The organism is Neisseria subflava, from assembly GCF_024205705.1.
Classification (GTDB): domain Bacteria; phylum Pseudomonadota; class Gammaproteobacteria; order Burkholderiales; family Neisseriaceae; genus Neisseria; species Neisseria subflava_D.
Map to the genome: position 1 here is coordinate 127,016 of NZ_CP073115.1, position 21,107 is coordinate 148,122.

A 21,107-nucleotide genomic window follows, 5' to 3' on the forward strand; every position below is an offset into this window, starting at 1 on the left:
GTGGAGGCCGTCTGAAAAAGGGTTTGGACGGCCTGAAAATAAAATCAGTAGTCCATGCCTGCCAAGAATTGGCGGGCGCGTTCGCTTTTGGGGGCGGAGAAGAAGGTTTCGGGGTCGGACGATTCGACGATGCCGCCTTTGTCCATGAAGACGATGCGGTCGGCAACTTTGCGGGCAAACCCCATTTCATGGGTTACGATGAGCATGCTCATGCCTTCATGGGCGAGTTCTAAAACCACTTCCAAGACTTCGCGCACCATTTCGGGGTCGAGTGCGGCGGTGATTTCGTCCAGCAGGATGACTTCCGGATTCAGGCACAGGGCGCGGACAATGGCGATGCGTTGTTTCTGGCCGCCGGAGAGTTCGCGCGGATAGGCGTTTTTGCGGTCGAGCAGGCCGACGCGTTCCAGCAGTTTGTCGGCTTGTGCCTCTGCTTCGGCACGGTTGCGGTTTTGTACTTTCACCGGGCCTAAGAGGATGTTTTCGATGACGGTCATGTGGGCAAACAGTTCATAGCTTTGAAAGACCATGCCAACTTTTTGCCGGGCGGTTTGCCAGGAAACGTCTTTGCCGAATTCGCCGACTCTATCCATCACGATGCTGCCGCCTTGGTGCGGCTCCAAACCGTTTACGCAGCGCAGGAGGGTGGATTTGCCGCAGCCGGACGGGCCCAGCAGTACGATGACTTCGCCTTTTTCCAAGTCCAAGTCTAAGGATTGAATGGCGGTTACGTTGCCGTATTGTTTGTGCAGGTTGCGGATGCTCAGTAAAGCCATGTCAGTGTTCCCATTTTTGTTCAAGTTTTGCCGCCAGCAGCGACAGCGGCCAGCAACAGAAGAAATACAGCATAAAAATCAGGCCGTAAACCCAAAATGAAGCATTGGGTTGCGTCAGCAGCGAGTTTTCGATGATTTGCTGGCCGACTTTGACGACTTCGATGACGCCGATAAGGGAGGCGAGCGAGCTGGTTTTGATCATGCGCGTAAACAGATTGACGGCACCGGGCAATACGCGGCGGATGCTTTGCGGCAGCTCGATGTAGCGGAATACCTGCCCGCGGCTCAAGCCGAGTGCCAGGCCTGATTCGACCTGGTGTTTTTCAATCGATTCCAATGCGCCGCGGACCAAATCGCCCATTTCGGCGATGCCCCACATGGTAAATACCCAGACACAGACCCAAAATCCGTCGATGTGGATGCCTGTCCAGACGGATAGGCCGAAATACAGGCCGAACAGCCACACCAAAATCGGTACGATTCGGATGGTTTCGAGATAAAACCGTCCGATAAAGCGGATGAGCCGGTTGCGCGAACGCAAAACCAAGCCGAACAGCGTACCCAATACGCAGGAGGTGGCAACGGAGGCCAGGGAAATCTGCGCCGTCAGCAACAGGCCTTCGCCCAAGCGTGCAGCATTTTGTCCTTCAAACAGCCAGTCAAACACCATATTTTGCACTCCGTACGCGGTTTTCGGCCCAGCGCGCCAGAAGCGAAACGGGCAGAAGGATAATCAGGTAGCTGGCAAACAGCAGGAACAATGCCTCGTTAGTTTTATAGTCCATGCCGATGATGTCTTTGGTAACGAACAACAATTCTGCAATGCCGACCGCGCTGACGATAGATGTTTCTTTCATCAAAAACAATACGTTTGCGCCGATGGCGGGAACGGCGACCGCCCATGCCTGAGGCAATTCGACATAGCGGAACACTTGAAAGCGGCTCAAACCGATGGCCTTGCCCGCTTCGATCTGCCCTTTGGGGACGGCCAAAATACCGGCGCGGATGGCTTCCGCCATGTAGCTTGCGCCTAAGAAAACCAGTGCGATCACGCCGCAGGTGAAACCGTCCCATTTAATGCCCATTTTCGGCAGGCCGTAATACAGGAAAAACAATTGGATCAGCAGTGGCGTATTGCGCGACAGCTCGATATAGGCGCGTGCCAATGCGTAGAAGGGGCGGATGCGGTATGCCGTAACCACGGCAACGGGCAGGCCGAACAGCAACGACAAAACGACGCCATATACCGACAATTCCAGCGTCAGCTTTGCCGCATCGACAAATTTAGGGATGGCATCGATCAGATAAGACCAGTTCATCAGAGTCAGACAATCAGCATGATAAAGGCAGTATTTTAACGGGTTTGTAAGAGAGTGTTAAATAATGGATAGGAATATCGATTGTGGATAAAACACAAAAAATGGAATAAGGCAAAGGACGTCTGAAACGTTTCAGACGGCCTTGAAATGTCAAGGTTTCCGCATCAGGCGGCAGCCGCTTTCCGTTCATGAATCAGTAAATTCAACAGGGCGGCCGCGCCTGCCAAGACTGCGTCGGCGTACCACATCCAGCCGTAATCGTTGAAGCGCGTGATGACGATGCCGCCGATGTACGAACCCAAAAAGCCGCCGATTTGGTGGCTCAACATGGTCAACCCGAAGAGGGTGGCCAAGTAGCGCGTGCCGAAAAGTTTGCCGGTAATGGCGGCGGTGGGGGCGACGGTTGCCAGCCAAGTGAAACCGAGTCCGGCGGCGAAAAGATAGAAGTTCAAATCGGTTTTGGGTGCGGCCAGATAAATCAATATCATGGCGACACGCGAAGCATATAAACCGAAGAGGACGTATTTGCCCAAAAATCTGCCGGTACACCAGCCTGAAAAAATACAGCCGGCGATGTTTGCCAAACCAATAATGGCAATGGAAGTCGAAGCGACCGTAGTGGGGAGGCCGCAAAGTGAAATTTCGGTCGGTAGGTGGGTAACCAAAAAGGCGATGTGGAAACCGCAGGTAAAGAAACCCAAATGCAGCAAGATATAGCTGCGGTTGGCGAAAGCCTTGCAGACGGCCTGCTTCAGGGTTTGGCCGCCGTCGTCGGTATGGACGGTATGAGAAGCATGTTTGCCGCCGGCCAGCCACCAAGAAATCGGCAAAATCAAGATGGCAATGACTGCCCAAACGTAAAATGTCCCCGTCCAGCCGATGTGGGGCAGGGCAATTAAACCTTGAACCAGCGGCGCGAACAAAAATTGCCCTGCGGACCCGCCTGCATTGACCAAGCCGGAAACCAAGCCGCGCCGATGAGGCGGCGTTTTGGCGGTGACCTGTCCCATAATGATGGAAAATCCGCCCGAACCCGTACCGAATGCCAACAATAAACCGATACCCAGCATCAGCCCCAATAAGTCGGCATTTGCGGAACCATCAGACAGGCGGCAATCAATAGAACCGTACCGCCGGCTAAAACCTTAAACGCGCCGAAACGGTCGGCCAACGCGCCGGACAAGGGTTGCGATATGCCCCACATCAATTGGAAAACGGCAATAATCAGGCTGAACTGGGTCATGCTCAATTCGGTCGAGTTGACGACGGGCAGGACAAAAAGCCCTAAAGTCATCCTCATGCCGATGGTAATCAGCAGGATGGAGGCAGCAGCGGCAATCAGCAGCCACAAATTGGGTAATTTGGCAGAAGAATCAGTCATGATGTTTGTGTGTAAGGGGCAGGGAATAAAAGCTATTCCTGCCACTATATTATTTATTTGGTTTCTCGGCGAGCCGATATATAAACGCGCGATTCTAGCATTGGGCGAGAAACGGCATAAATAACCGTTGGTTCTTTGGATATGGTAAAAAGTGATATGGCTTTGAGGATGAATTGAGGATGAAGCGGTTAAATATTCTTCGTTTGGTACTGACGGAGCAAGCAAATTGCCGTTGAATTTTCGTTTGAGAAGAAAGGCCGTCTGAAAAGTTTCAGACGGCCTTTGTTTGACTGACTTACATCAGATGATTTCCAGAATGAAATACTGACGCAGTTTTTCGTACACATCATTTTGTACGTTGATACAACCATTGGTTATGATGCGGTCGGCCACTTGAGGGGAGGCGATGCGTTCCATGCGTCTTTCCTGCGGCTTGAGCGTCCATACCCTGTGTAACGCAAACAGAAAGTCATTTTCTTCTTTGAAGCCGATAACCTCGCCACCGTAACCCGGTTTGCTGGTCATCATCGGCGTCATATTGAATTTGCCTTTCGGAGTGGTCTTGCCAATCAGTACCGGATGGCACTGACCGTCATCGGCAAAGCAAAGCTCCGCCTTAGCTGTATTGACCACAACTTTTTTACGCTGGATATAGTCGCTGACAGCATCGGCAGCGGCCAAAGAATTTAGACCTACTGCCAAGGCTATACCCAATAGGATCCGTTTCAAATTTGTCCTTATTGACGGATGCGTTTAGGAGCTTCTTTAATGATCTCGCGGATGATCACTTGAGGCTCTTGTTTAGGTGTAGGTGCTGGAGGAGGACATACGGCATCTTTAGGGAATACTGGATTCCAGAAGAAGCTGCGTGCAAATTTGTCTTTGTCGAAGATCACTTTGTATTGGCAAGTAGTGATGCCTTCAACGCCGGAAGTGTTTTCAGGGTCAACGCCTACGCCTGGGGTGTAGAAGTGGAACAAGTAGTCCCATTCACGCACGCCAACCATGCCTTCGTCGTAGTGAGGACGGCCGAGGATTTTGTAGATGTCGTCTTTGGTCAGGCCAGGACGCATTTGATCCAGCTCGTCAAAAGTCGGGAATGTACCGCGGTCTTTGTTGAAGGTCAGGGAGTAAGGTTTAGGGAAGCGTGGCTCGTCTGTAGTGCCTTCAGGAGTGATTTTGCTCTTAGTAGCACAGGCGGCCAGCAGGCCGGTAGCCAGCAGGACGAAGCCTACTTTTGCGATTTTTTTCATTTGATAATCCTTTTATTGATTTTACCGGCCGAACTTTTCAGACGGCCTGTTAGTGCCGGCAGCGAGTTTGCCGGTTTACCCAAATAATGTTGTGCTTCTTAAAGATGTACCCGACGGTTTGACAAACAGAACATCGGCACATTCCGGCAGGGCATTGCGCCTCATCTCCGTTGTATCCGCCTGAGTCGGCAGAACCGTTCAGACGACCTGACTGACATTTATTGTCACTTTGTAACAATTTCACTTCGAGTAAGGCTTGGGGTTTAGAGATTTCCGGTTTTTGATAAATCAGGTTGTATTGCGTAATACCTTGTTATCTTTGTGCTTTAGTTCATTTTGGCATTTGTCGGAGATTAGGTACTTAATCTTTCGGGTGTTATCCCTGCAAATTGTATGCCAGTTTCCCTTTGTGCGCATAATCTGTGTATGCCAGAATGTTGGCTTTATACAACATTCATATTAACGAACCAGAAACGGATTGTACCTTTTCTCATGCCCGATACTGGTCATGCGGCCGTGTCCGGCTATCACTTGCGTGGTTTCGGGTAGGGTTAATAGTTTAGCGCAGATATTGTTTATGAGGTCATCATGATTGCCGCGCGGAAAATCTGTGCGACCAACGGTTTCATAAAATAAAACATCGCCTGCGACTAAAAGACCGTTTTCGGCGTTGTAAAAAACGACTTGGCCGGGAGTGTGGCCGGGAATGTGGAGGACTTGGAAGCTGTGATTGCCGACCTTGAGCGTTTCCCCTTCTTCCAGCCAGCGTGTCGGCGTGAATGACGGAGAAACGGGGAAACCATATTGCGCCGTCGTTTGCGGAAGGGCTTGGAGCAGGAATTCGTCGTCTTTGTGCGGGCCGAGAACGGGTACGTCGCAGGTTTTCAAAAGTTCAACCACGCCGCCTGCGTGGTCAAGATGGCCGTGGGTCAGCCAAATGGCAGTCAGCTTGAGGCCTTTGTTTTGGACTTGTTGCAATAAATAGGGTACGTCGCCGCCGACATCGGTCAAAACGGCTTCTTTGGTTTCGTCATCCCAAATCAGCGTGCAGTTTTGACGGAAGGGGGTAACGGCGTTGATTTCAAATTGGAGTGCCATGGGTGTTCCTGGGAAATGCTTATTTAATGTTGTTTGCGTTTCAGACGGTCTTTTGTTATTATGCATATATAATAAAAAGCAAGTCTGGAAGAGTGTCTTATGAATAATGTAATGCGAACCATGATACCGATTTTTGCGGCTTCTTTCATCTCTGCGGCGTTTGGTGCAGATTTGTTGTTGGCGCAGGAATATAAAAATCAAGATATTGCCGGTTGGGCCATGAGTGAAAAGTTGGATGGCGTACGCGCGTATTGGGACGGCAGGCAGCTGATCAGTCGTCAGGGCTATGCGTTTACACCGCCCAAAGGTTTTACAGCAGGTTTTCCGTCGTTTCCGATGGATGGCGAGTTGTACAGCGGACGAGGGCGGTTTGAGCAAATTTCCGCGACGGTGCGTTCTGCCTCGGGAAATTGGGACGGCATTCGTTTGCATGTTTTTGATGTGCCGCAGGCGCAGGGCAATCTGTATCAGCGGCTGGAAACGGCTTCGAAATGGCTGAAATCACACCCGTCGGCACGGTTTACGGTTATTCCGCAAGTCAAGGTGCGCGACAAACAGCATGCTTTGGATTTTTTGAAACAAGTTGAAGCGCTGGGTGGGGAAGGGGTGATGCTGCGTCAACCTGAAGCCCGTTATGCAAGTGGTAGAAATGGGCAGCTGTTGAAGCTGAAAAGTGAATATGATGATGAATGTACGGTAACGCGTCATTATGAGGGCAAAGGGCGCAATGTCGGGCGTTTGGGTGCGGTAGGATGCAAAAACCAATATGGCGAGTTTCGTATCGGCAGCGGTTTTAAGGATAAGGACCGCGACCATCCCCCGAAAATCGGTGCGCTGATTACTTACCGTTATCGTGGTTTTACGCAAAAAGGAACGCCGAAATTTGCAACATTTGTCAGAGTGCGTTCGGATCGATAAAACAAATTAAAGGCCGTCTGAAAATAGGTTTCAGACGGCCTTTCAATATAGATGTTGCATAGCCTTTTATAAGGTTTCCAATACATCAGGCAATTTGGCCAAGCTGTTGAGCATGGCGACATGGGGCATGGAGGAAAGCTGTTGGGCGGTATGTGCGCCGGTGGTGACAGCGATGGCGCGGATTTTGGCATTGGCGGCCATTTCTAGGTCGTGGGTGGTGTCGCCGACGACGACGGCCTCTTCCGGCTCAACACCCAGTCGGTCGCAGAGGGCGAGTACCATATCGGGCGCGGGTTTGGACGGATATTCGCTAGCGCAGGCAGTTTCCAGCCAGAAGGCTTGGGTGCCGGTTTGCTCGATGGACCTATCCAGTCCGCTGCGGCCTTTTCCGGTCGCTACGGCAAGCCAATAGCCTTGTTGCTTCAAGCGTTGCAGGCAGGGCAGGGCTTCGGGGAACAGAGTCATGTTGTGGTTGTTGGGATTGAGGTAGTGCGCGGCATAGGTCTCAATCAGGGTTTCCTGAACGTGTTCGCTGACGTTGTGGGCAAGGCGGCGGATGATGCCGGAGAGGCTGTATCCGATGAGCGGGCGGATTTGGTCGGCTTCGGGAACGGGTAGGCCGCAATCGGCAAAGCTTTGCTGGAAGGTGTGGATGATGGGGTTGGTGGTGTCGGCAAGCGTGCCGTCCCAGTCGAAAATGATGAGTTTGGGTTTCATGGGTTTCCTTTCAGACGGCCTTGAATAACTTATTATTTTAAAAGTGTATTTTGGTGTGGCTGAATTCACCAAAATACACGAATAGAACTATGGGTTACTTAATATTTTAACTTTTTCTTGATTGAATTCTTGTTCGGAAAGAATACCTTGATCTAATAATTTCTTTAAATTTACTAATTGATCATATTTTTTGTTGTTGCTTGAATTATCAATATCTACTTGTTTTGTCTCTGTGCAGATAAAAATAATTTCAATCCTAGGCCAATTCCCTAAGATGTGAGGAGGAGTAGATGCTCTTTCTCTAATTGCTTTCATACTTTTATTTTTTTGTTTGCAGAAAGCCTGTGCTCTTTTTTCGGCACTGTGTCTCACAGCAGTTGAAGGAGTAAATCCTGATGCTCCTTGGTGGAATATGCGATATTCTTGTTCATTATTTTCATTAACATCTAAAATAGTTTCTTTGCCTTTGTAAATGATTGCTGTATCAAAACCCGAGTTGCCCTTTTCAACGATTTGGATTCCCGATGCAGTTGTACAACCAGCTAAAATTAATGCTAATAGAAGATAAAATTTAGACATGACGTTTCCTTATTTTGGGTTAAGTAAATCTATTTGATTTCAGACGGCCTTTTCCTGATTTTCCAACATTACAATGAATTGCGCCAATTCTTGCGGCAGGGAGGCTTTCAGGATCAGTTTTTCGCCGGTCAGCGGATGGGCAAGGTGCAGCTCGGAGGCGTGCAGGAACATTCTTTTCAAACCGAGTTTCTGCAGGCGTTTGTTGGCTTGATAGTCGCCGTAGCGTTCGTCGCCGGCAATGGGGCAGTCTTGCGATTGCAGATGGACGCGGATTTGGTGGGTGCGACCGGTTTTTAGGGTGGCTTCGACAAGGGTCAGGTCGGATAGGCCGACTTGGTGCAAAAGGCCGTCTGAAAAACGGTTTAACACGCGGAAGATGGTGTGGGCGGATTGGCCGTCTTCGCTGACGCGCACCATTTTTTCGCCTTGTGCGCCGGTGTATTTGAACAGGGGGAGCTTGACGTGGAAGCGGTCGTTCGGCAGCCTGCCGACACCCAGTGCGAGATAGATTTTTTTCGGATGGTCATTGCGGATGGCTTCGTGCAGCTTCACTAAGGCGCTGCGCTTTTTGGCAATCATCAAAAGGCCGCTGGTGTCTTTGTCGAGGCGGTGGACGAGTTCGAGATAACGCGCTTCGGGACGGGCGCGGCGGATTTGTTCGATGACGCCGAAGCTCACGCCGCTGCCGCCGTGGACGGCAACACCGGACGGTTTGTTGATGACCAAAAGCGCATCGTCTTCGTAAATGATGTCAAATTCGCGCGCAGGCGCGGCCTGGCTTTCAGACGGCCTTTGTTTTTCAGCGGTGCGTATCGGCGGAATGCGGACGGTATCGCCTGCCTGAATGCGGTTGTCGGGTTTGCAGCGTTTTTTGTTCAGCCGCACTTCGCCGGCGCGGATAATGCGGTGGATATGGCTTTTCGGGACGCCTTTGAGGATTTTTATCAGATAGTTATCAAGGCGTTGGCCTTCCTCGTGTTCGGCAACGGCAATCAGGCTGACTGAATCTTTGCGTATTGCGTGCATTTTCTCTATAATCCCAAACGTCCGTTTCTGGACCCGAACCTGCCGTCGCAGGCCGTCTGAAACGGATTTATTGTTAAAACGAGATTTTATATTAAAAACGCACTCCGCAAAGCATTTCCTTGTGTTTGTTCAAAGCCGGCAAACGCAATCCCGTAATTAAGTTTGAATTGAACCTGCCGTCCGGCCGGGCGTAAGACGCAGTTCGCGCAGCACCGTCCGAAATTACCGGCGCTACGATAATAAGAAGATGTAGGCTGCCTTATTTTGTCCGAAGCATCAGCATTCGGACGGCAGCGGAACCATCAACCTTTCCGCCGCATTGTTCTTTATTTCCTTCTTTATCCGAATCCGTCCGCACATGGCTTGAGTTCAAGCATGCAACCTTGCGGATTTCAAATCAAATACTGGTTACACGGGGATTTTCCCATCTTGCCTTTGAAGAGTGCCAACCGGACAGACAGGCCGTCTGAAAAAGATATTCACAAATCAAACGGCCGCTGTTCACGAGGTGACTATGAAAAGAATGTTATTCAACGCAACGCAGGCCGAAGAGCTGCGCGTTGCCATTGTCGATGGCCAAAACCTTTTGGACTTGGACATCGAAACGCTGGGCAAAGAACAGCGTAAAGGCAATATCTACAAAGGTATCATTACCCGCATTGAGCCGTCGCTGGAAGCGTGTTTCGTCGATTACGGAACCGACCGCCACGGCTTTTTGCCGTTTAAGGAAGTATCGCGTTCATATTTCCGCGACTACGAAGGCGGCAGAGCGCGTATTCAGGACGTGCTCAAAGAGGGCATGGAAGTCATCGTCCAAGTCGAAAAAGACGAGCGCGGCAACAAAGGCGCGGCGCTGACCACTTTCATCAGCCTGGCCGGCCGCTATTTGGTATTGATGCCGAACAACCCGCGCGGCGGCGGCGTATCCCGCCGTATCGAAGGCGAAGAGCGCCAAGAGTTGAAAGCCGCTATGGCCGAACTCGATATTCCAAACGGCATGAGCATCATTGCCCGTACTGCCGGCATCGGCCGCAGCGCGGAAGAGTTGGAATGGGACTTGAACTACCTCAAACAACTCTGGCAAGCCATTGAAGAAGCAGGCAAAGCACACCACGATCCTTACCTGCTCTTTATGGAAAGCTCGTTGCTGATTCGTGCGATTCGCGACTATTTCCGTCCCGACATCGGCGAGATTCTGGTGGATAATCAAGAAGTTTATGACCAAGTTGCCGAGTTCATGAGCTATGTCATGCCGAGCAATGTAGGCCGTCTGAAACTCTATCAAGACCACACGCCGCTGTTCTCCCGTTTCCAAATCGAACACCAAATCGAAAGTGCGTTCTCACGCAGCGTCAGCCTGCCTTCCGGCGGCGCGATTGTGATCGACCACACCGAAGCCCTGGTTTCCATCGACGTCAACTCTGCGCGTGCCACACGCGGCTCTGACATTGAAGACACCGCGTTCAAAACCAATATGGAAGCCGCCGAAGAGGTCGCCCGTCAAATGCGCCTGCGCGACTTGGGCGGTTTGGTCGTCATCGACTTCATCGACATGGAAAATCCGAAACACCAACGCGATGTTGAAAACGTCCTGCGCGACGCGCTCAAAAAAGACCGCGCACGCGTGCAAATGGGCAAACTTTCGCGTTTCGGCCTTTTGGAATTGAGCCGTCAACGTTTGAAACCGGCTCTGGGCGAAAGCAGCCATGTTGCGTGTCCGCGCTGTGCCGGTACCGGCGTTATCCGCGGCATCGAATCCACCGCCCTGCACGTTTTGCGCATTATTCAAGAAGAAGCGATGAAAGACAACACCGGCGAAGTACACGCACAAGTGCCTGTCGATGTTGCCACCTTCCTGTTGAACGAAAAACGCGCCGAGCTGTTTGCGATGGAAGAGCGTTTGGATGTCAACGTCGTCCTGATTCCAAACATCCACTTGGAAAATCCGCACTACGAAATCAACCGCATCCGCATTGATGACGTAGAAGAAGACGGCGAACCGAGCTACAAACGCGTCGCCGAGCCGGAAGAAGACGAATCCGCCAAACCTTTCGGCAGCGAAAAAGCCAAAGCTTCCCGTCCTGAGCCAGCTGTCAAAGGCGTACGCCATACCCAGCCTGCACCGACTGTCGCCCCTGAGAAAAAAGCCTCTTGGTGGGACAGCTTCAAAGCTTGGTTGAAACGCATTTTCGGCGGCGAGCCTGCACCTGCCGCAGTTGCTCAAGAGCCTGTTGAAAAACGTACGGCAAACAACCGCAACCAAAACAGCAACCGCCGTTCAAACAGCCGCCGTCAAAATCCACGCCGCAACAACAAACATGACGGCAGTAAAGTCGAAGTGCGCGAAGTGAATGCCGAAGCTGCCGACAGCAAGTTTGAAGAAAACAAATCAAACGAAAGCCGCAACGACGAGCGTAAAGACACCCGCCGCAACCGCAACCGTAACAACCGCCGCGATGATCGCAACAATGAGCGCAACCGTGTTGAGGAAGTGGTTGAGGACGTAAACGTTCAAGAAGTGGCTGCACTGGCTGAGATGCCGTCTGAAAACCAAGCGGAACAAAACGGCAATAAACGCCGCCGCAACAACAGTCGCAACGAGCGCAACCGTAATCAATCTGCGGAAAACCGTGTTGAGGACGTGAACGTTCAAGCCGATGGCAAACAGGCGCAAGTCGAAGCGGACGACAACGCCCGCAACGAAGAGGGCGTGAAAAACAATGGCCGTCAAGGACGAGACTGCAACAACCGTCAGCGCAACAATCGCAACGACCGCCGTTCCAACAGCAAAAAACGCAATATTCCGTCTTCAGCAAAAATCGAGCAATACCTGAACATTACCGACACCGCCGACAAAGTCCTCTTTGCTGTAGCGCATGTTTTAGGTTTGAACGAAACGGTTGAAGCTGAAAATGTACCTTTGCCGCAGGAAGATGATCATGCCGAGCCACTGGTGATTGTAGTATCCGAGCCTGAAGTGACCAGCGCAGAGCCATTCGTATTTGCGATTGAAAGCGAAGACGAGCCTGCCGTAGCGCAAACTGAAGGCGTAGATGCCGAACAAGCCCTGCTTGCTTCTGCAGTCAGCAACGTCAAAGAAGCCATTTCTGCAGTATTGTCTCCGAATGAAACGGCTACTGTTGCACCGGTTGAAGTACCAGACGAAACTGTTGCCACACCAGCTGAAGCCGTAGCTCAAGCAGCGCCTGTTGCAATCGTTGTGCCTGAGAGCTTGGGCGATTTGATCTTCGTTGAAACCGATCCGCAAGCTGTTGCCGCTTTTGCCGCGCAGCCACAACCTGAACCGGTCGCTAAAACACGCCGTTCGGATGTGCCTAAAGTAGAAGTGGAAGACGTAGCAGTCGAAATGATTTTGGTGGAAACACGCAAAGATTAAGATTGGTTTTCCAGTTAAAAGCCCGATGTTGAACGCATCGGGCTTTTTTATTGGCAAGGAATTGTGCTGCTCATTTTCTTTGTGTTTGCCATGAGCGTTGCTTCATGGTTAAAAAAGCAGGATAGCTTGCTGAGAAAGGGAGGAGTGTGATTCTTTCGATGGGAAGGGCTTGACGATAAATAGATCGGTATGAAAAAAGGCTGTCTGAAATGGTTTCAGACAGCCTTGGTTTGTGTGTGTATGTTTAGGTATTGTGATTATTTTTTGTTCAGAGAGTCACGGATTTCGCGTAACAACAGAACTTCTTCGCTAGGCTCTGCTGGTGCTTCTTCAGCAGGAGCTTCGGTTTTTTTCACGGAGTTGATGGCTTTAACCACGCAGAAGATGGCAGCGGCAATAATCAGGAAGCTGATAACAGTGTTGATAAACAGACCGATGTTCAAAGTAACGGCACCGGCTGCTTGAGCGGCTGCCAGGTTGGCGTAACCTTCTGCAGGAGCGGCTTGTGCACCGTCTTTCAGTGTAATGAACAGGTTGGAGAAATCAACGCCGCCGATCAACAGACCGATAGGAGGCATGATTACATCGTCAACCAATGATTTGACGATGCCGCTGAATGCTGTACCGACAACCATACCGACTGCGAGGTCGATAACATTGCCGCGCATAACAAATTCTTTAAATTCTGAAGCGATTGACATAATTAATCTCCTGTATGTGTTTGGTCAAAATCAGATGTGATTCAATTAATCGGCAGGCATCTTAACGCTTTATTAGTTAAGAAGAATTCAATAATGTTAAATTTTGTATTTCATGCCAAAAATGCCCTGCTTCTATGCCTTCTGTATGAAAAATAGGCCGTCTGAAATTTTTCTGTTACTTTTTTACACCATTTTTTATTAGTGGCTAAGTATCAGATAACATGAATGTTATCTTTAGAATCAATGCTCTATCTCATCTTTTAAATGAGATGAAATGATAATGTTGTAATGTTAGTAACATAACGCGCCGAAGCGTACGACAATTATGTTTCATTCGTGTATTTGAATTTCAGACGGCCTTATCGGTTATGCCGTCATTCAAACCATAATGTAATGGCCATAAAAAACGCACTTTCATGATGAAAGTGCGTTTTGTGTAAAAACTATTTAGTTCTCTTCGTCATTCAGCGCGTTAATGCTGTAACCGCCGTCAACGTAGGTAATCTCGCCGGTAATGCCGGAAGCGAGGTCGGACAAGAGGAAGGCGGCGGTGTTGCCGACTTCTTCGGTGGTCACGTTGCGGCCCAGTGGGTTGTGGGAAGCGACGTGGCCTAAGAGTTTGCTTAAATCGGCGATGCCGGAAGCAGCCAGGGTTTTGATCGGGCCTGCGGAGATGCCGTTGCAGCGGATGCCTTCTTTACCCAGGCAGGCGGCAGTGAAGCGGATGCCGGCTTCGAGGCTGGCTTTGGCCATGCCCATAACGTTGTAGTTAGGAATGGCACGAACGGCGCCCAAGTAGCTCAGGGCAACGATGGCGGCGTTGCGGCCCTGCATCATCGGACGGGCGGCTTTGGCCAGCGCAGGCAGGCTGTATGCGGAGATTTCGTGAGCGGTATTGAACGCTTCACGGCTGATGCTGTCGAGGAAGTCGCCGCTCAAAGCTTCTTTAGGGGCGAAGCCGATGGAGTGAACCAAGCCGTCCAAGCCGTCCCAGTGTTTGCCCAAGTCAACGAAAACTTGGTTGATTTCGTCGTCGCTGGCAACGTCGCAGCGGAACACGAGTTCGGAGCCGAGTTCGGCCGCCATTTTACGGACGCGCTCTTCCAGTTTGTCGACAACATAAGTAAATGCCAATTCCGCGCCTTGTTCGCGGCAGGCTTTGGCGATGCCGTAAGCGATGGAACGCTCGGAGATCATGCCGGTAATCAGAATTTTTTTGCCTTGCAAAAAGCCCATTTTCTTATCCTTTAGCAGTGGTATTGCGGTTGCATTAAACGGCGCATTATAGCAAAAACCGCTGTTTCGGTAAAGAAAAAAACGGATAACCCTTTGTCTTGCCTCAAATAGAGATAAGGTTGTCTGCGGAGGCCGTCTGAAACCTGACGGAACGGCAGCAAAACGTTATACTTGATGGTGTTAATGACCGATGTTTCAGGAGTGAACCATGCCCGAGCAAAACCGCATTCTTTGCCGAGAACTCAGCCTGTTGGCGTTTAACCGTCGTGTACTGGCTCAGGCGCAGGATACGAAAGTTCCTTTGTTGGAACGTTTGCGTTTCCTGTGCATCGTGTCTTCCAATTTGGACGAATTTTTTGAAGTGCGCATGGCGTGGTTGAAACGCGAAAACAAATTGCGCCCGCATCAGCCGCTCGACAACGGCAAAACCGCGGCTGAAACCATCGAAGCGGTGGCGAAAGAGGCACAGGCCTTGATCCGCGAGCAGTACGATCTGTTTAACAAAGTATTGCAGCCTGCACTCAGCCGCGCCGGCATTCATTTCTATCGCCGCCACAAATGGACGGCCGCGCAGAAAAAATGGATCGAAAACTATTTCGACAACGAGCTGTTGCCCATTCTCACGCCCATCGGCCTTGATCCGTCACACCCGTTTCCTCGCCCGTTAAACAAATCGCTCAACTTCGCCGTCGAACTCGAAGGCACGGATGCGTTCGGCCGTCCGTCAGGAATGGCGATTGTACAGGCTCCGCGCATTTTACCGCGCGTCGTCCCCATGCCGTCTGAAATTTGCGGCGGTGATGCAGGCTTTGTGTTCTTGTCTTCGATTTTGCACGCCCATGTCGGCAAACTCTTTCCCGGCATGAAGGTTAAAGACTGCCATCAGTTCCGCCTCACGCGCGACAGCGATTTGACGGTTGATGAAGAAGATTTGAAAAACCTGCGTGCCGCGATTCAAAACGAGTTGCACGACCGCGAATACGGCGACGGCGTGCGCTTGGAAGTGGCGGATACTTGTCCGGCGCATATTCACGACTTCCTGCTTGCCCAGTTCAAACTGACTTCTGCCGAGCTGTATCAGGTCAAAGGGCCGGTCAATTTGGTGCGCCTCAATGCCGTCCCCGATTTGGTGGACAGGCCGGATTTGAAGTTTCCGCCGCGCAATGCAGGCCGTCTGAAAGCCTTGCGCAAAAACGGCTCCGTATTCAAACTGGTTAAACAGTCGCCTATCTTGCTGCACCACCCGTATCAGTCTTTCGATCCGGTTGTCCAAATGATACGCGAGGCTGCAGCCGATCCAGATGTATTGGCCGTCAAAATGACCATCTACCGCACCGGTAGCAATTCCGAGCTTGTACGCGCATTGATGAAGGCTGCACTGGCGGGCAAGCAAGTTACCGTCGTGGTTGAACTGATGGCGCGTTTTGACGAAGCCAACAACGTCAACTGGGCGAAACAGCTCGAAGAGGCGGGTGCGCACGTCGTGTACGGCGTATTCGGCTACAAAGTCCACGCCAAAATGGCTTTGGTTATCCGCCGTGAAGACGGCGTGCTCAAGCGTTATGCCCACCTCGGTACCGGCAACTACCACCAAGGCACATCGCGCATTTACACCGACTTCGGCATCATCACCGCTGACGAACAAATTACTGCTGATGTGAACACGTTGTTTATGGAAATCACAGGCTTGGGCAAGCCGGGCCGTCTGAACAAGCTCTATCAAAGCCCGTTTACCCTACACAAAATGGTCATCGACCGCATCAAGCAGGAAACCGAACACGCCAAAGCAGGCAAACCGGCACGGATTACCGCCAAGATGAACTCCCTCATCGAGCCGAGCGTAATTGATGCGCTGTATCAGGCCAGCGCGGCAGGCGTGCAAATCGACCTGATTGTGCGCGGTATGTGTACTTTGCGCCCGGGGGTAAAAGGCTTGTCCGAAAACATCCGCGTCCGCTCCATTATCGGCCGCCAACTCGAACACTCGCGCGTGTATTGCTTCCATAACAACGGCGCAGACGATACCTTTATCTCCAGCGCCGACTGGATGGGTCGCAACTTCTTTCGCCGCATTGAAGTCGCCACGCCGATTACCACGCCCGAACTCAAAGAACGCGTGATCCGCGAAGGTTTGGAAATGGCCTTGGAAGACAATACCCAGGCTTGGCTGATGCAGCCTGACGGCAGTTATGTCCGCACCCAGCCGCAAGACGGCGAGCCTGCGTTTGGTTTGCAGGAAGGTTTGTGGAAAATATACGGACGTTGAGTTGAATAATGTCTCAGGCCGTCTGAAACGCAGGTTTCAGACGGCCTTTTTTGATTTTGCCGTTATAATTCCGTTTCCCAATCTTTCAGACGGCCTTTTCCTATGAAATCTTACCCCGATTCCTATCTCCATTTTGAAAACCTCGAATCTCCCGAAACGCAAGATTTTGCCGCCGCGGCCCATGCCGAAACGCGTGCGCGTTTTTTAGAAAACGACAAAGCGCGCGCATTGTCCGACGGCATTTTGGCGCAGTTGCAGGACACGCGGCAGATTCCGTTTTGTCAGGAACACCGCGCGCGGATGTACCATTTCCATCAGGACGCAGAATATCCGAAGGGCGTGTACCGCGTATGTACCGCGGCGACGTACCGTTCCGGCTATCCCGAGTGGAAAATCCTGTTTTCAGTGGCGGATTTCGATGAATTGCTCGGCGACGATGTGTATTTGGGCGGCGTGTCGCACTTGGTGGAACAGCCCAACCGCGCGTTGTTAACACTGAGCAAATCGGGCGGAGATACGGTGTACACGCTGGAAGTGGATTTGGAAGCAGGGGAGTTGGTAGAAGGCGGTTTTCACTTTCCGGCAGGCAAAAACCATGTGTCGTGGCGCGATGAAAACAGCGTGTGGGTGTGTCCGGCTTGGGACGAACGCCAGTTGACCGAATCGGGCTATCCGCGCGAAGTATGGCTGGTGGAACGCGGCAAAAGTTTCGAGGAAAGCCTGCCGGTGTATCAAATTGCCGAAGACGGCATGATGGTGAACGCGTGGCGTTATCTCGATCCGCAGGGTTCGCCGATTGATTTGATTGAAGCGTCAGATGGTTTTTACACCAAAACCTATTTGCAGGTGTCGTCTGAAGGCGAGGCGAAACCGTTAAACCTGCCCAACGATTGCGACGTAGTCGGCTATCTGGCCGGACATCTTTTGCTGACACTGCGCAAAGACTGGAACCGCGCGAACCAAAGCTATCCGAGCGGCGCATTGGTGGCAGTAAAATTAAACCGAGGCGAATTGGGTGCGGCGCAGCTTTTGTTTGCGCCCGATGAAACGCAGGCATTGGAAAGCGTGGAAACGACCAAGCGTTTTGTCGTGGCGAGCCTGTTGGAAAACGTACAAGGCCGTCTGAAAGCATGGCGCTTTAGCGACGGTAAATGGCAGGAAGTCGAATTGCCGCGCCTGCCTTCGGGTGCGCTGGAAATGACCGACCAGCCGTGGGGCGGCGACGTGGTTTACCTTGCCGCCAGCGATTTCACCACGCCGCTGACGCTGTTTGCGCTGGATTTAAACGTGATGGAACTGACCGTCATGCGCCGTCAGCCGCAGCAGTTCGATTCAGACGGCATCAACGTGCAGCAGTTTTGGACGACTTCGGCCGACGGCGAGCGCATTCCTTATTTCCACGTCGGCAAAAACGCCACGCCCGACACGCCGACCTTGGTTTATGCCTACGGCGGTTTCGGCATTCCCGAATTGCCGCATTATCTCGGCAGCGTCGGTAAATATTGGCTGGAAGAGGGCAATGCCTTTGTATTGGCAAACATCCGCGGCGGCGGCGAATTCGGCCCACGCTGGCATCAGGCGGCGCAGGGAATCAGCAAACACAAAAGCGTTGATGATTTATTAGCAGTCGTGCGCGATTTGTCCGAACGCAGCATGAGTTCGCCCAAACACATCGGTTTGCAGGGCGGCAGCAACGGCGGCCTGATTACCGCCGCCGCCTTCGTGCGCGAACCGCAAAGCATAGGCGCGCTGGTGTGCGAAGTGCCGCTGACCGACATGATCCGTTATCCGTTACTGTCTGCCGGTTCAAGCTGGACGGACGAATACGGCAATCCGCAGAAATACGAAGTCTGCAAACGCTGGTTGGGCGAATTGTCGCCGTATCACAATCTTTCAGACGGCATCAATTATCCGCCTGCGCTCATCACCACCAGCCTGTCCGACGACCGCGTCCATCCCGCCCACGCGCTCAAGTTCTACGCCAAATTGCGCGAAACCTCTGCACAATCGTGGCTCTACGCTCCGGACGGCGGTGGCCATACCGGCAACGGCACTCAACGCGAATCCGCCGACGAACTCGCCTGCGTCTTGCTGTTTTTGAAAGAGTTTTTGGGGTAGAAGCAAGCAGCAGGACTGACCGTTTTGTAAAGTTGAGAAACAAAATACTCTTGTTTCGGCAAGTGAAAAGAAGGCCGTCTGAAAAACGAATATTAAAGTTTTTCAGACGGCCTTCTTTTCTTTTAACTTTCAACATATTCCGATAAAATGGACACTTTGTAAGTGATCATTGATGGAAGACGCAATTATGGCAACCGAACCGAAAAATTATACACGATTTAGAAAATAATTTCAAATAAAACAATATATTAAAACTCAAACAAATCTTTCCCGAAGTCTTTTGCGAAGACAAAATCGACTTTGAGAAACTCAAACTCGTCCTTGGCGCAGAAAACCTTGCCGGTGTGGGCGAACGTTATCAACTTGGTGCTGTAGAAACTAGTAGCGTTGTTTACAGTATTTCCAGGAGAATACTGAAACATGAACATGCACAAAAACACCCGTCTCACCTCGTCTCTGGATTTGGATATCCTCAACGGCATCATGCGCCAAGCCGTGTTGCAGCAGCTGCAAACCTACTTGGGCGCGGACACCATCATCGAAACGCACATCACCCGCGACATGCTCGAACGCGCAGAAAAAATCCGCCTCTCCAACGCCTTGAGAGGCGTGTTTGAGGCGGATTTGGTGTACTAGGAACAATCAATGATTTCTCGGAAATGAATAAAGCCTGAAGGCGATTATTCGTTAGACGGTTTATCTGTCTGAGACTTGTGCGTTTGCAATATGCTCACTACCTTACCCTCATAACGCTGGCGTAACCACGCCTGTATCCGCTCGTAATCTTTGGCAGGTAGTGGCTGCTCCAATTCGAGAGAGACAACGACGATATCGTCATATGTATCTGTCTTCGGTTCTGCGTTTTTTTGGCTTTCAGACTGTTCGGAAACAGGCGTTGTTTGCGCTTTATCCCAAGCCAAGCCGCGTCCGACAACGATTTTTTCCGCTTCCGGATATTGGGCTTTTAATTCCTTGAGTACCGCTGCATCGTCGATATCGGAGGCTTTGCCTGCCAGTATGGTATCGATATAGGCCTGCTGCTCTTTCAGCTCATTTTGCTGCTGAACCGGGTTGTTTCGGCTTGCCAGCAATTCTTCGATTTTGGCATCGTTCCCTCCCGCATAGACCACGTTGACCTTCGGCTCTTTCACCCCCGACGCGTTAAGGCTTTTCACCAGTAAGGCGGAAATTTTCTCGGCATTGCCCGTTCCATTGACAATCAGACCGACTTTATTTTCTCTGTGGTTCAACATCTTACGCAGCACGAAAAAACCTTCCTGTTGCTGCGCAGTGGCAATGGCGGCATTGGCTCTGGTGTTGAAGATCTCCTGACGCACCAGTCCTGATGCCATATAGCCGCTCGGAATCATCACAGCCAACACGACGGCAGTAATAATGATGCTTTGCAACCGGCGTTTGGATTCCGTTACCAACCCCCTGCGCGGCAGCTTGAGCAGCTTGGAAAACAACAAGGTCGAAAAAGCGATGAACACGCAGTTGATGGCAAAAAGATATGAAGCACCGAGAAAGTAGTGCCAGTTGCCATGTGCCAGTCCGTAGCCCGCAGTACACAGGGGCGGCATCAATGCGGTAGCAATCGCCACACCCGGTATGGCATTGCCTCCTTCTTTTCGAGTCAGCGCCACAATACCCGCACTACCGCCGAAGAAGGCAATCAACACATCCCAAAGGGTCGGCTGAGTACGCGCCAAAAGCTCGCTTTGCGCCTCTTTAAGCGGGGTTAACAGGAAATACAACGTAGCGGTAATCAAGCTGATGACGACGAATATAATAATATTGCGCACGGCTTGACGGATCAGCGCAGTATCCCCTACCGCCAAACCGTAACCCATACCGACAATCGGCCCCATCAACGGCGAAATCAACATCGCGCCGATCACTACCGCCGTGCTGTTTACATTCAGACCGATACTCGCCACGGCAATGGCAAACATCAATACCCACATATTGGTTCCGGACACCCGAGTATTGGCGCGGATGACGGCATCAATTTTATCGGGATGGGCCTGGTCATGCGCAAGATTGAACACATCTTGCAACTTGGTCATGGCACCATTGTCTTCTTTTGGCTGATTTTCTTGTTCTTCTTGGTTTTTAATGTTTTCTTGGTCTTGCATTTTCATCCTTAAATCAATCTTAACGATTGTCTCTGAATATTTAATTAACTGGAATTTCGGATACTGATAATTATGCTTTAATACTGATTTCAAATATGATTAAGCAGATACCTTGCAGAAGGTTAGCATACACATGAAAACGCTGACAACGCTGATCCTGCGTAGGCCTTCACGAAACCAGCAT

At 51.1% G+C, this 21,107-nt stretch carries 17 protein-coding genes and 1 pseudogene; 5 read left to right on the plus strand and 13 right to left on the minus strand.

The window, feature by feature from the left end:
• Positions 1 to 44: 44 nt before the first annotated feature.
• The 7 genes and pseudogenes from KCG54_RS00630 to KCG54_RS00660 form a co-directional block, all read right to left on the minus strand.
• Positions 45 to 776: an amino acid ABC transporter ATP-binding protein gene (locus tag KCG54_RS00630; protein ID WP_254324343.1), complete on the minus strand. Its 732-nt coding sequence runs from the start codon at positions 774 to 776 to the stop codon at positions 45 to 47.
• 1 nt (position 777) lies between these two features.
• Entirely contained in the window at positions 778 to 1,446 is a 669-nt protein-coding gene (locus KCG54_RS00635) for an amino acid ABC transporter permease (protein ID WP_254324344.1), read from the minus strand.
• Positions 1,436 to 2,095 carry an amino acid ABC transporter permease gene (locus tag KCG54_RS00640; protein WP_003748035.1) on the minus strand — a complete coding sequence of 220 codons (660 nt, stop codon included), beginning with the start codon at positions 2,093 to 2,095 and terminating at the stop codon, positions 1,436 to 1,438. The genes KCG54_RS00635 and KCG54_RS00640 overlap by 11 nt, the downstream gene beginning before the upstream one ends.
• 164 nt (positions 2,096 to 2,259) lie before the next feature.
• Positions 2,260 to 3,476 (minus strand): annotated as a pseudogene (locus tag KCG54_RS00645) (MFS transporter).
• Between the two features lie 300 nt (positions 3,477 to 3,776).
• Complete coding sequence (locus tag KCG54_RS00650) at positions 3,777 to 4,205, minus strand: murein L,D-transpeptidase (RefSeq protein ID WP_254324345.1); 429 nt, start codon at positions 4,203 to 4,205, stop codon at positions 3,777 to 3,779.
• 8 nt (positions 4,206 to 4,213) lie between these two features.
• Positions 4,214 to 4,729, minus strand: coding sequence for an outer membrane protein assembly factor BamE (locus KCG54_RS00655; RefSeq protein WP_049332857.1), 516 nt, complete (start codon positions 4,727 to 4,729; stop codon positions 4,214 to 4,216).
• A 459-nt stretch (positions 4,730 to 5,188) separates the two neighbouring features.
• Entirely contained in the window at positions 5,189 to 5,827 is a 639-nt protein-coding gene (locus tag KCG54_RS00660; RefSeq protein ID WP_004519037.1) for an MBL fold metallo-hydrolase, read from the minus strand.
• A gap of 111 nt (positions 5,828 to 5,938) precedes the next feature.
• Here KCG54_RS00660 and KCG54_RS00665 point away from each other — a divergent pair, with 111 nt between their 5' ends.
• Positions 5,939 to 6,745: a DNA ligase gene (locus tag KCG54_RS00665; protein ID WP_070826666.1), complete on the plus strand. Its 807-nt coding sequence runs from the start codon at positions 5,939 to 5,941 to the stop codon at positions 6,743 to 6,745.
• 66 nt (positions 6,746 to 6,811) lie between these two features.
• Here the strand turns inward: KCG54_RS00665 and KCG54_RS00670 are convergent, their stop codons facing one another.
• From KCG54_RS00670 to KCG54_RS00680, 3 genes are all read right to left on the minus strand, one after another.
• Positions 6,812 to 7,462: an HAD-IA family hydrolase gene (locus KCG54_RS00670; RefSeq protein ID WP_070826667.1), complete on the minus strand. Its 651-nt coding sequence runs from the start codon at positions 7,460 to 7,462 to the stop codon at positions 6,812 to 6,814.
• Positions 7,463 to 7,549: 87 nt separating this feature from the next.
• Positions 7,550 to 8,041, minus strand: coding sequence for an SHOCT domain-containing protein (locus tag KCG54_RS00675; RefSeq protein WP_070826668.1), 492 nt, complete (start codon positions 8,039 to 8,041; stop codon positions 7,550 to 7,552).
• 39 nt (positions 8,042 to 8,080) lie between these two features.
• On the minus strand, positions 8,081 to 9,067 hold the full coding sequence (locus KCG54_RS00680) for an RluA family pseudouridine synthase (RefSeq protein ID WP_070826669.1): 987 nt from the start codon (positions 9,065 to 9,067) through the stop codon (positions 8,081 to 8,083).
• Positions 9,068 to 9,581: 514 nt separating this feature from the next.
• Between KCG54_RS00680 and KCG54_RS00685 the strand changes: the two genes are divergently transcribed.
• Positions 9,582 to 12,464 carry an Rne/Rng family ribonuclease gene (locus KCG54_RS00685; RefSeq protein ID WP_254324346.1) on the plus strand — a complete coding sequence of 961 codons (2,883 nt, stop codon included), beginning with the start codon at positions 9,582 to 9,584 and terminating at the stop codon, positions 12,462 to 12,464.
• 257 nt (positions 12,465 to 12,721) lie between these two features.
• Here KCG54_RS00685 and mscL read toward each other — a convergent pair whose 3' ends face one another.
• Both mscL and fabI read right to left on the minus strand, forming a co-directional pair.
• Positions 12,722 to 13,165, minus strand: a complete 444-nt coding sequence (gene mscL / locus KCG54_RS00690) for a large conductance mechanosensitive channel protein MscL (RefSeq protein ID WP_254324347.1) — start codon at positions 13,163 to 13,165, stop codon at positions 12,722 to 12,724.
• Positions 13,166 to 13,612: 447 nt separating this feature from the next.
• Positions 13,613 to 14,401 carry an enoyl-ACP reductase FabI gene (gene fabI, locus KCG54_RS00695; RefSeq protein WP_003748060.1) on the minus strand — a complete coding sequence of 263 codons (789 nt, stop codon included), beginning with the start codon at positions 14,399 to 14,401 and terminating at the stop codon, positions 13,613 to 13,615.
• Between the two features lie 208 nt (positions 14,402 to 14,609).
• Here fabI and ppk1 point away from each other — a divergent pair, with 208 nt between their 5' ends.
• From ppk1 to KCG54_RS00710, 3 genes are all read left to right on the plus strand, one after another.
• Positions 14,610 to 16,667 (plus strand): polyphosphate kinase 1, encoded by a 2,058-nt coding sequence (ppk1, locus tag KCG54_RS00700; RefSeq protein ID WP_254324348.1) that lies wholly within the window; start codon positions 14,610 to 14,612, stop codon positions 16,665 to 16,667.
• Between the two features lie 102 nt (positions 16,668 to 16,769).
• Positions 16,770 to 18,785, plus strand: a complete 2,016-nt coding sequence (locus KCG54_RS00705; RefSeq protein WP_254324349.1) for a prolyl oligopeptidase family serine peptidase — start codon at positions 16,770 to 16,772, stop codon at positions 18,783 to 18,785.
• A gap of 420 nt (positions 18,786 to 19,205) precedes the next feature.
• On the plus strand, positions 19,206 to 19,421 hold the full coding sequence (locus KCG54_RS00710) for an aminotransferase class IV (protein WP_254324350.1): 216 nt from the start codon (positions 19,206 to 19,208) through the stop codon (positions 19,419 to 19,421).
• A 44-nt stretch (positions 19,422 to 19,465) separates the two neighbouring features.
• On the opposite strand, the gene KCG54_RS00715 is transcribed toward KCG54_RS00710, so the two are convergent.
• Entirely contained in the window at positions 19,466 to 20,923 is a 1,458-nt protein-coding gene (locus KCG54_RS00715; RefSeq protein WP_049335836.1) for a DUF389 domain-containing protein, read from the minus strand.
• Between the last annotated feature and the right edge of the window lie 184 nt (positions 20,924 to 21,107).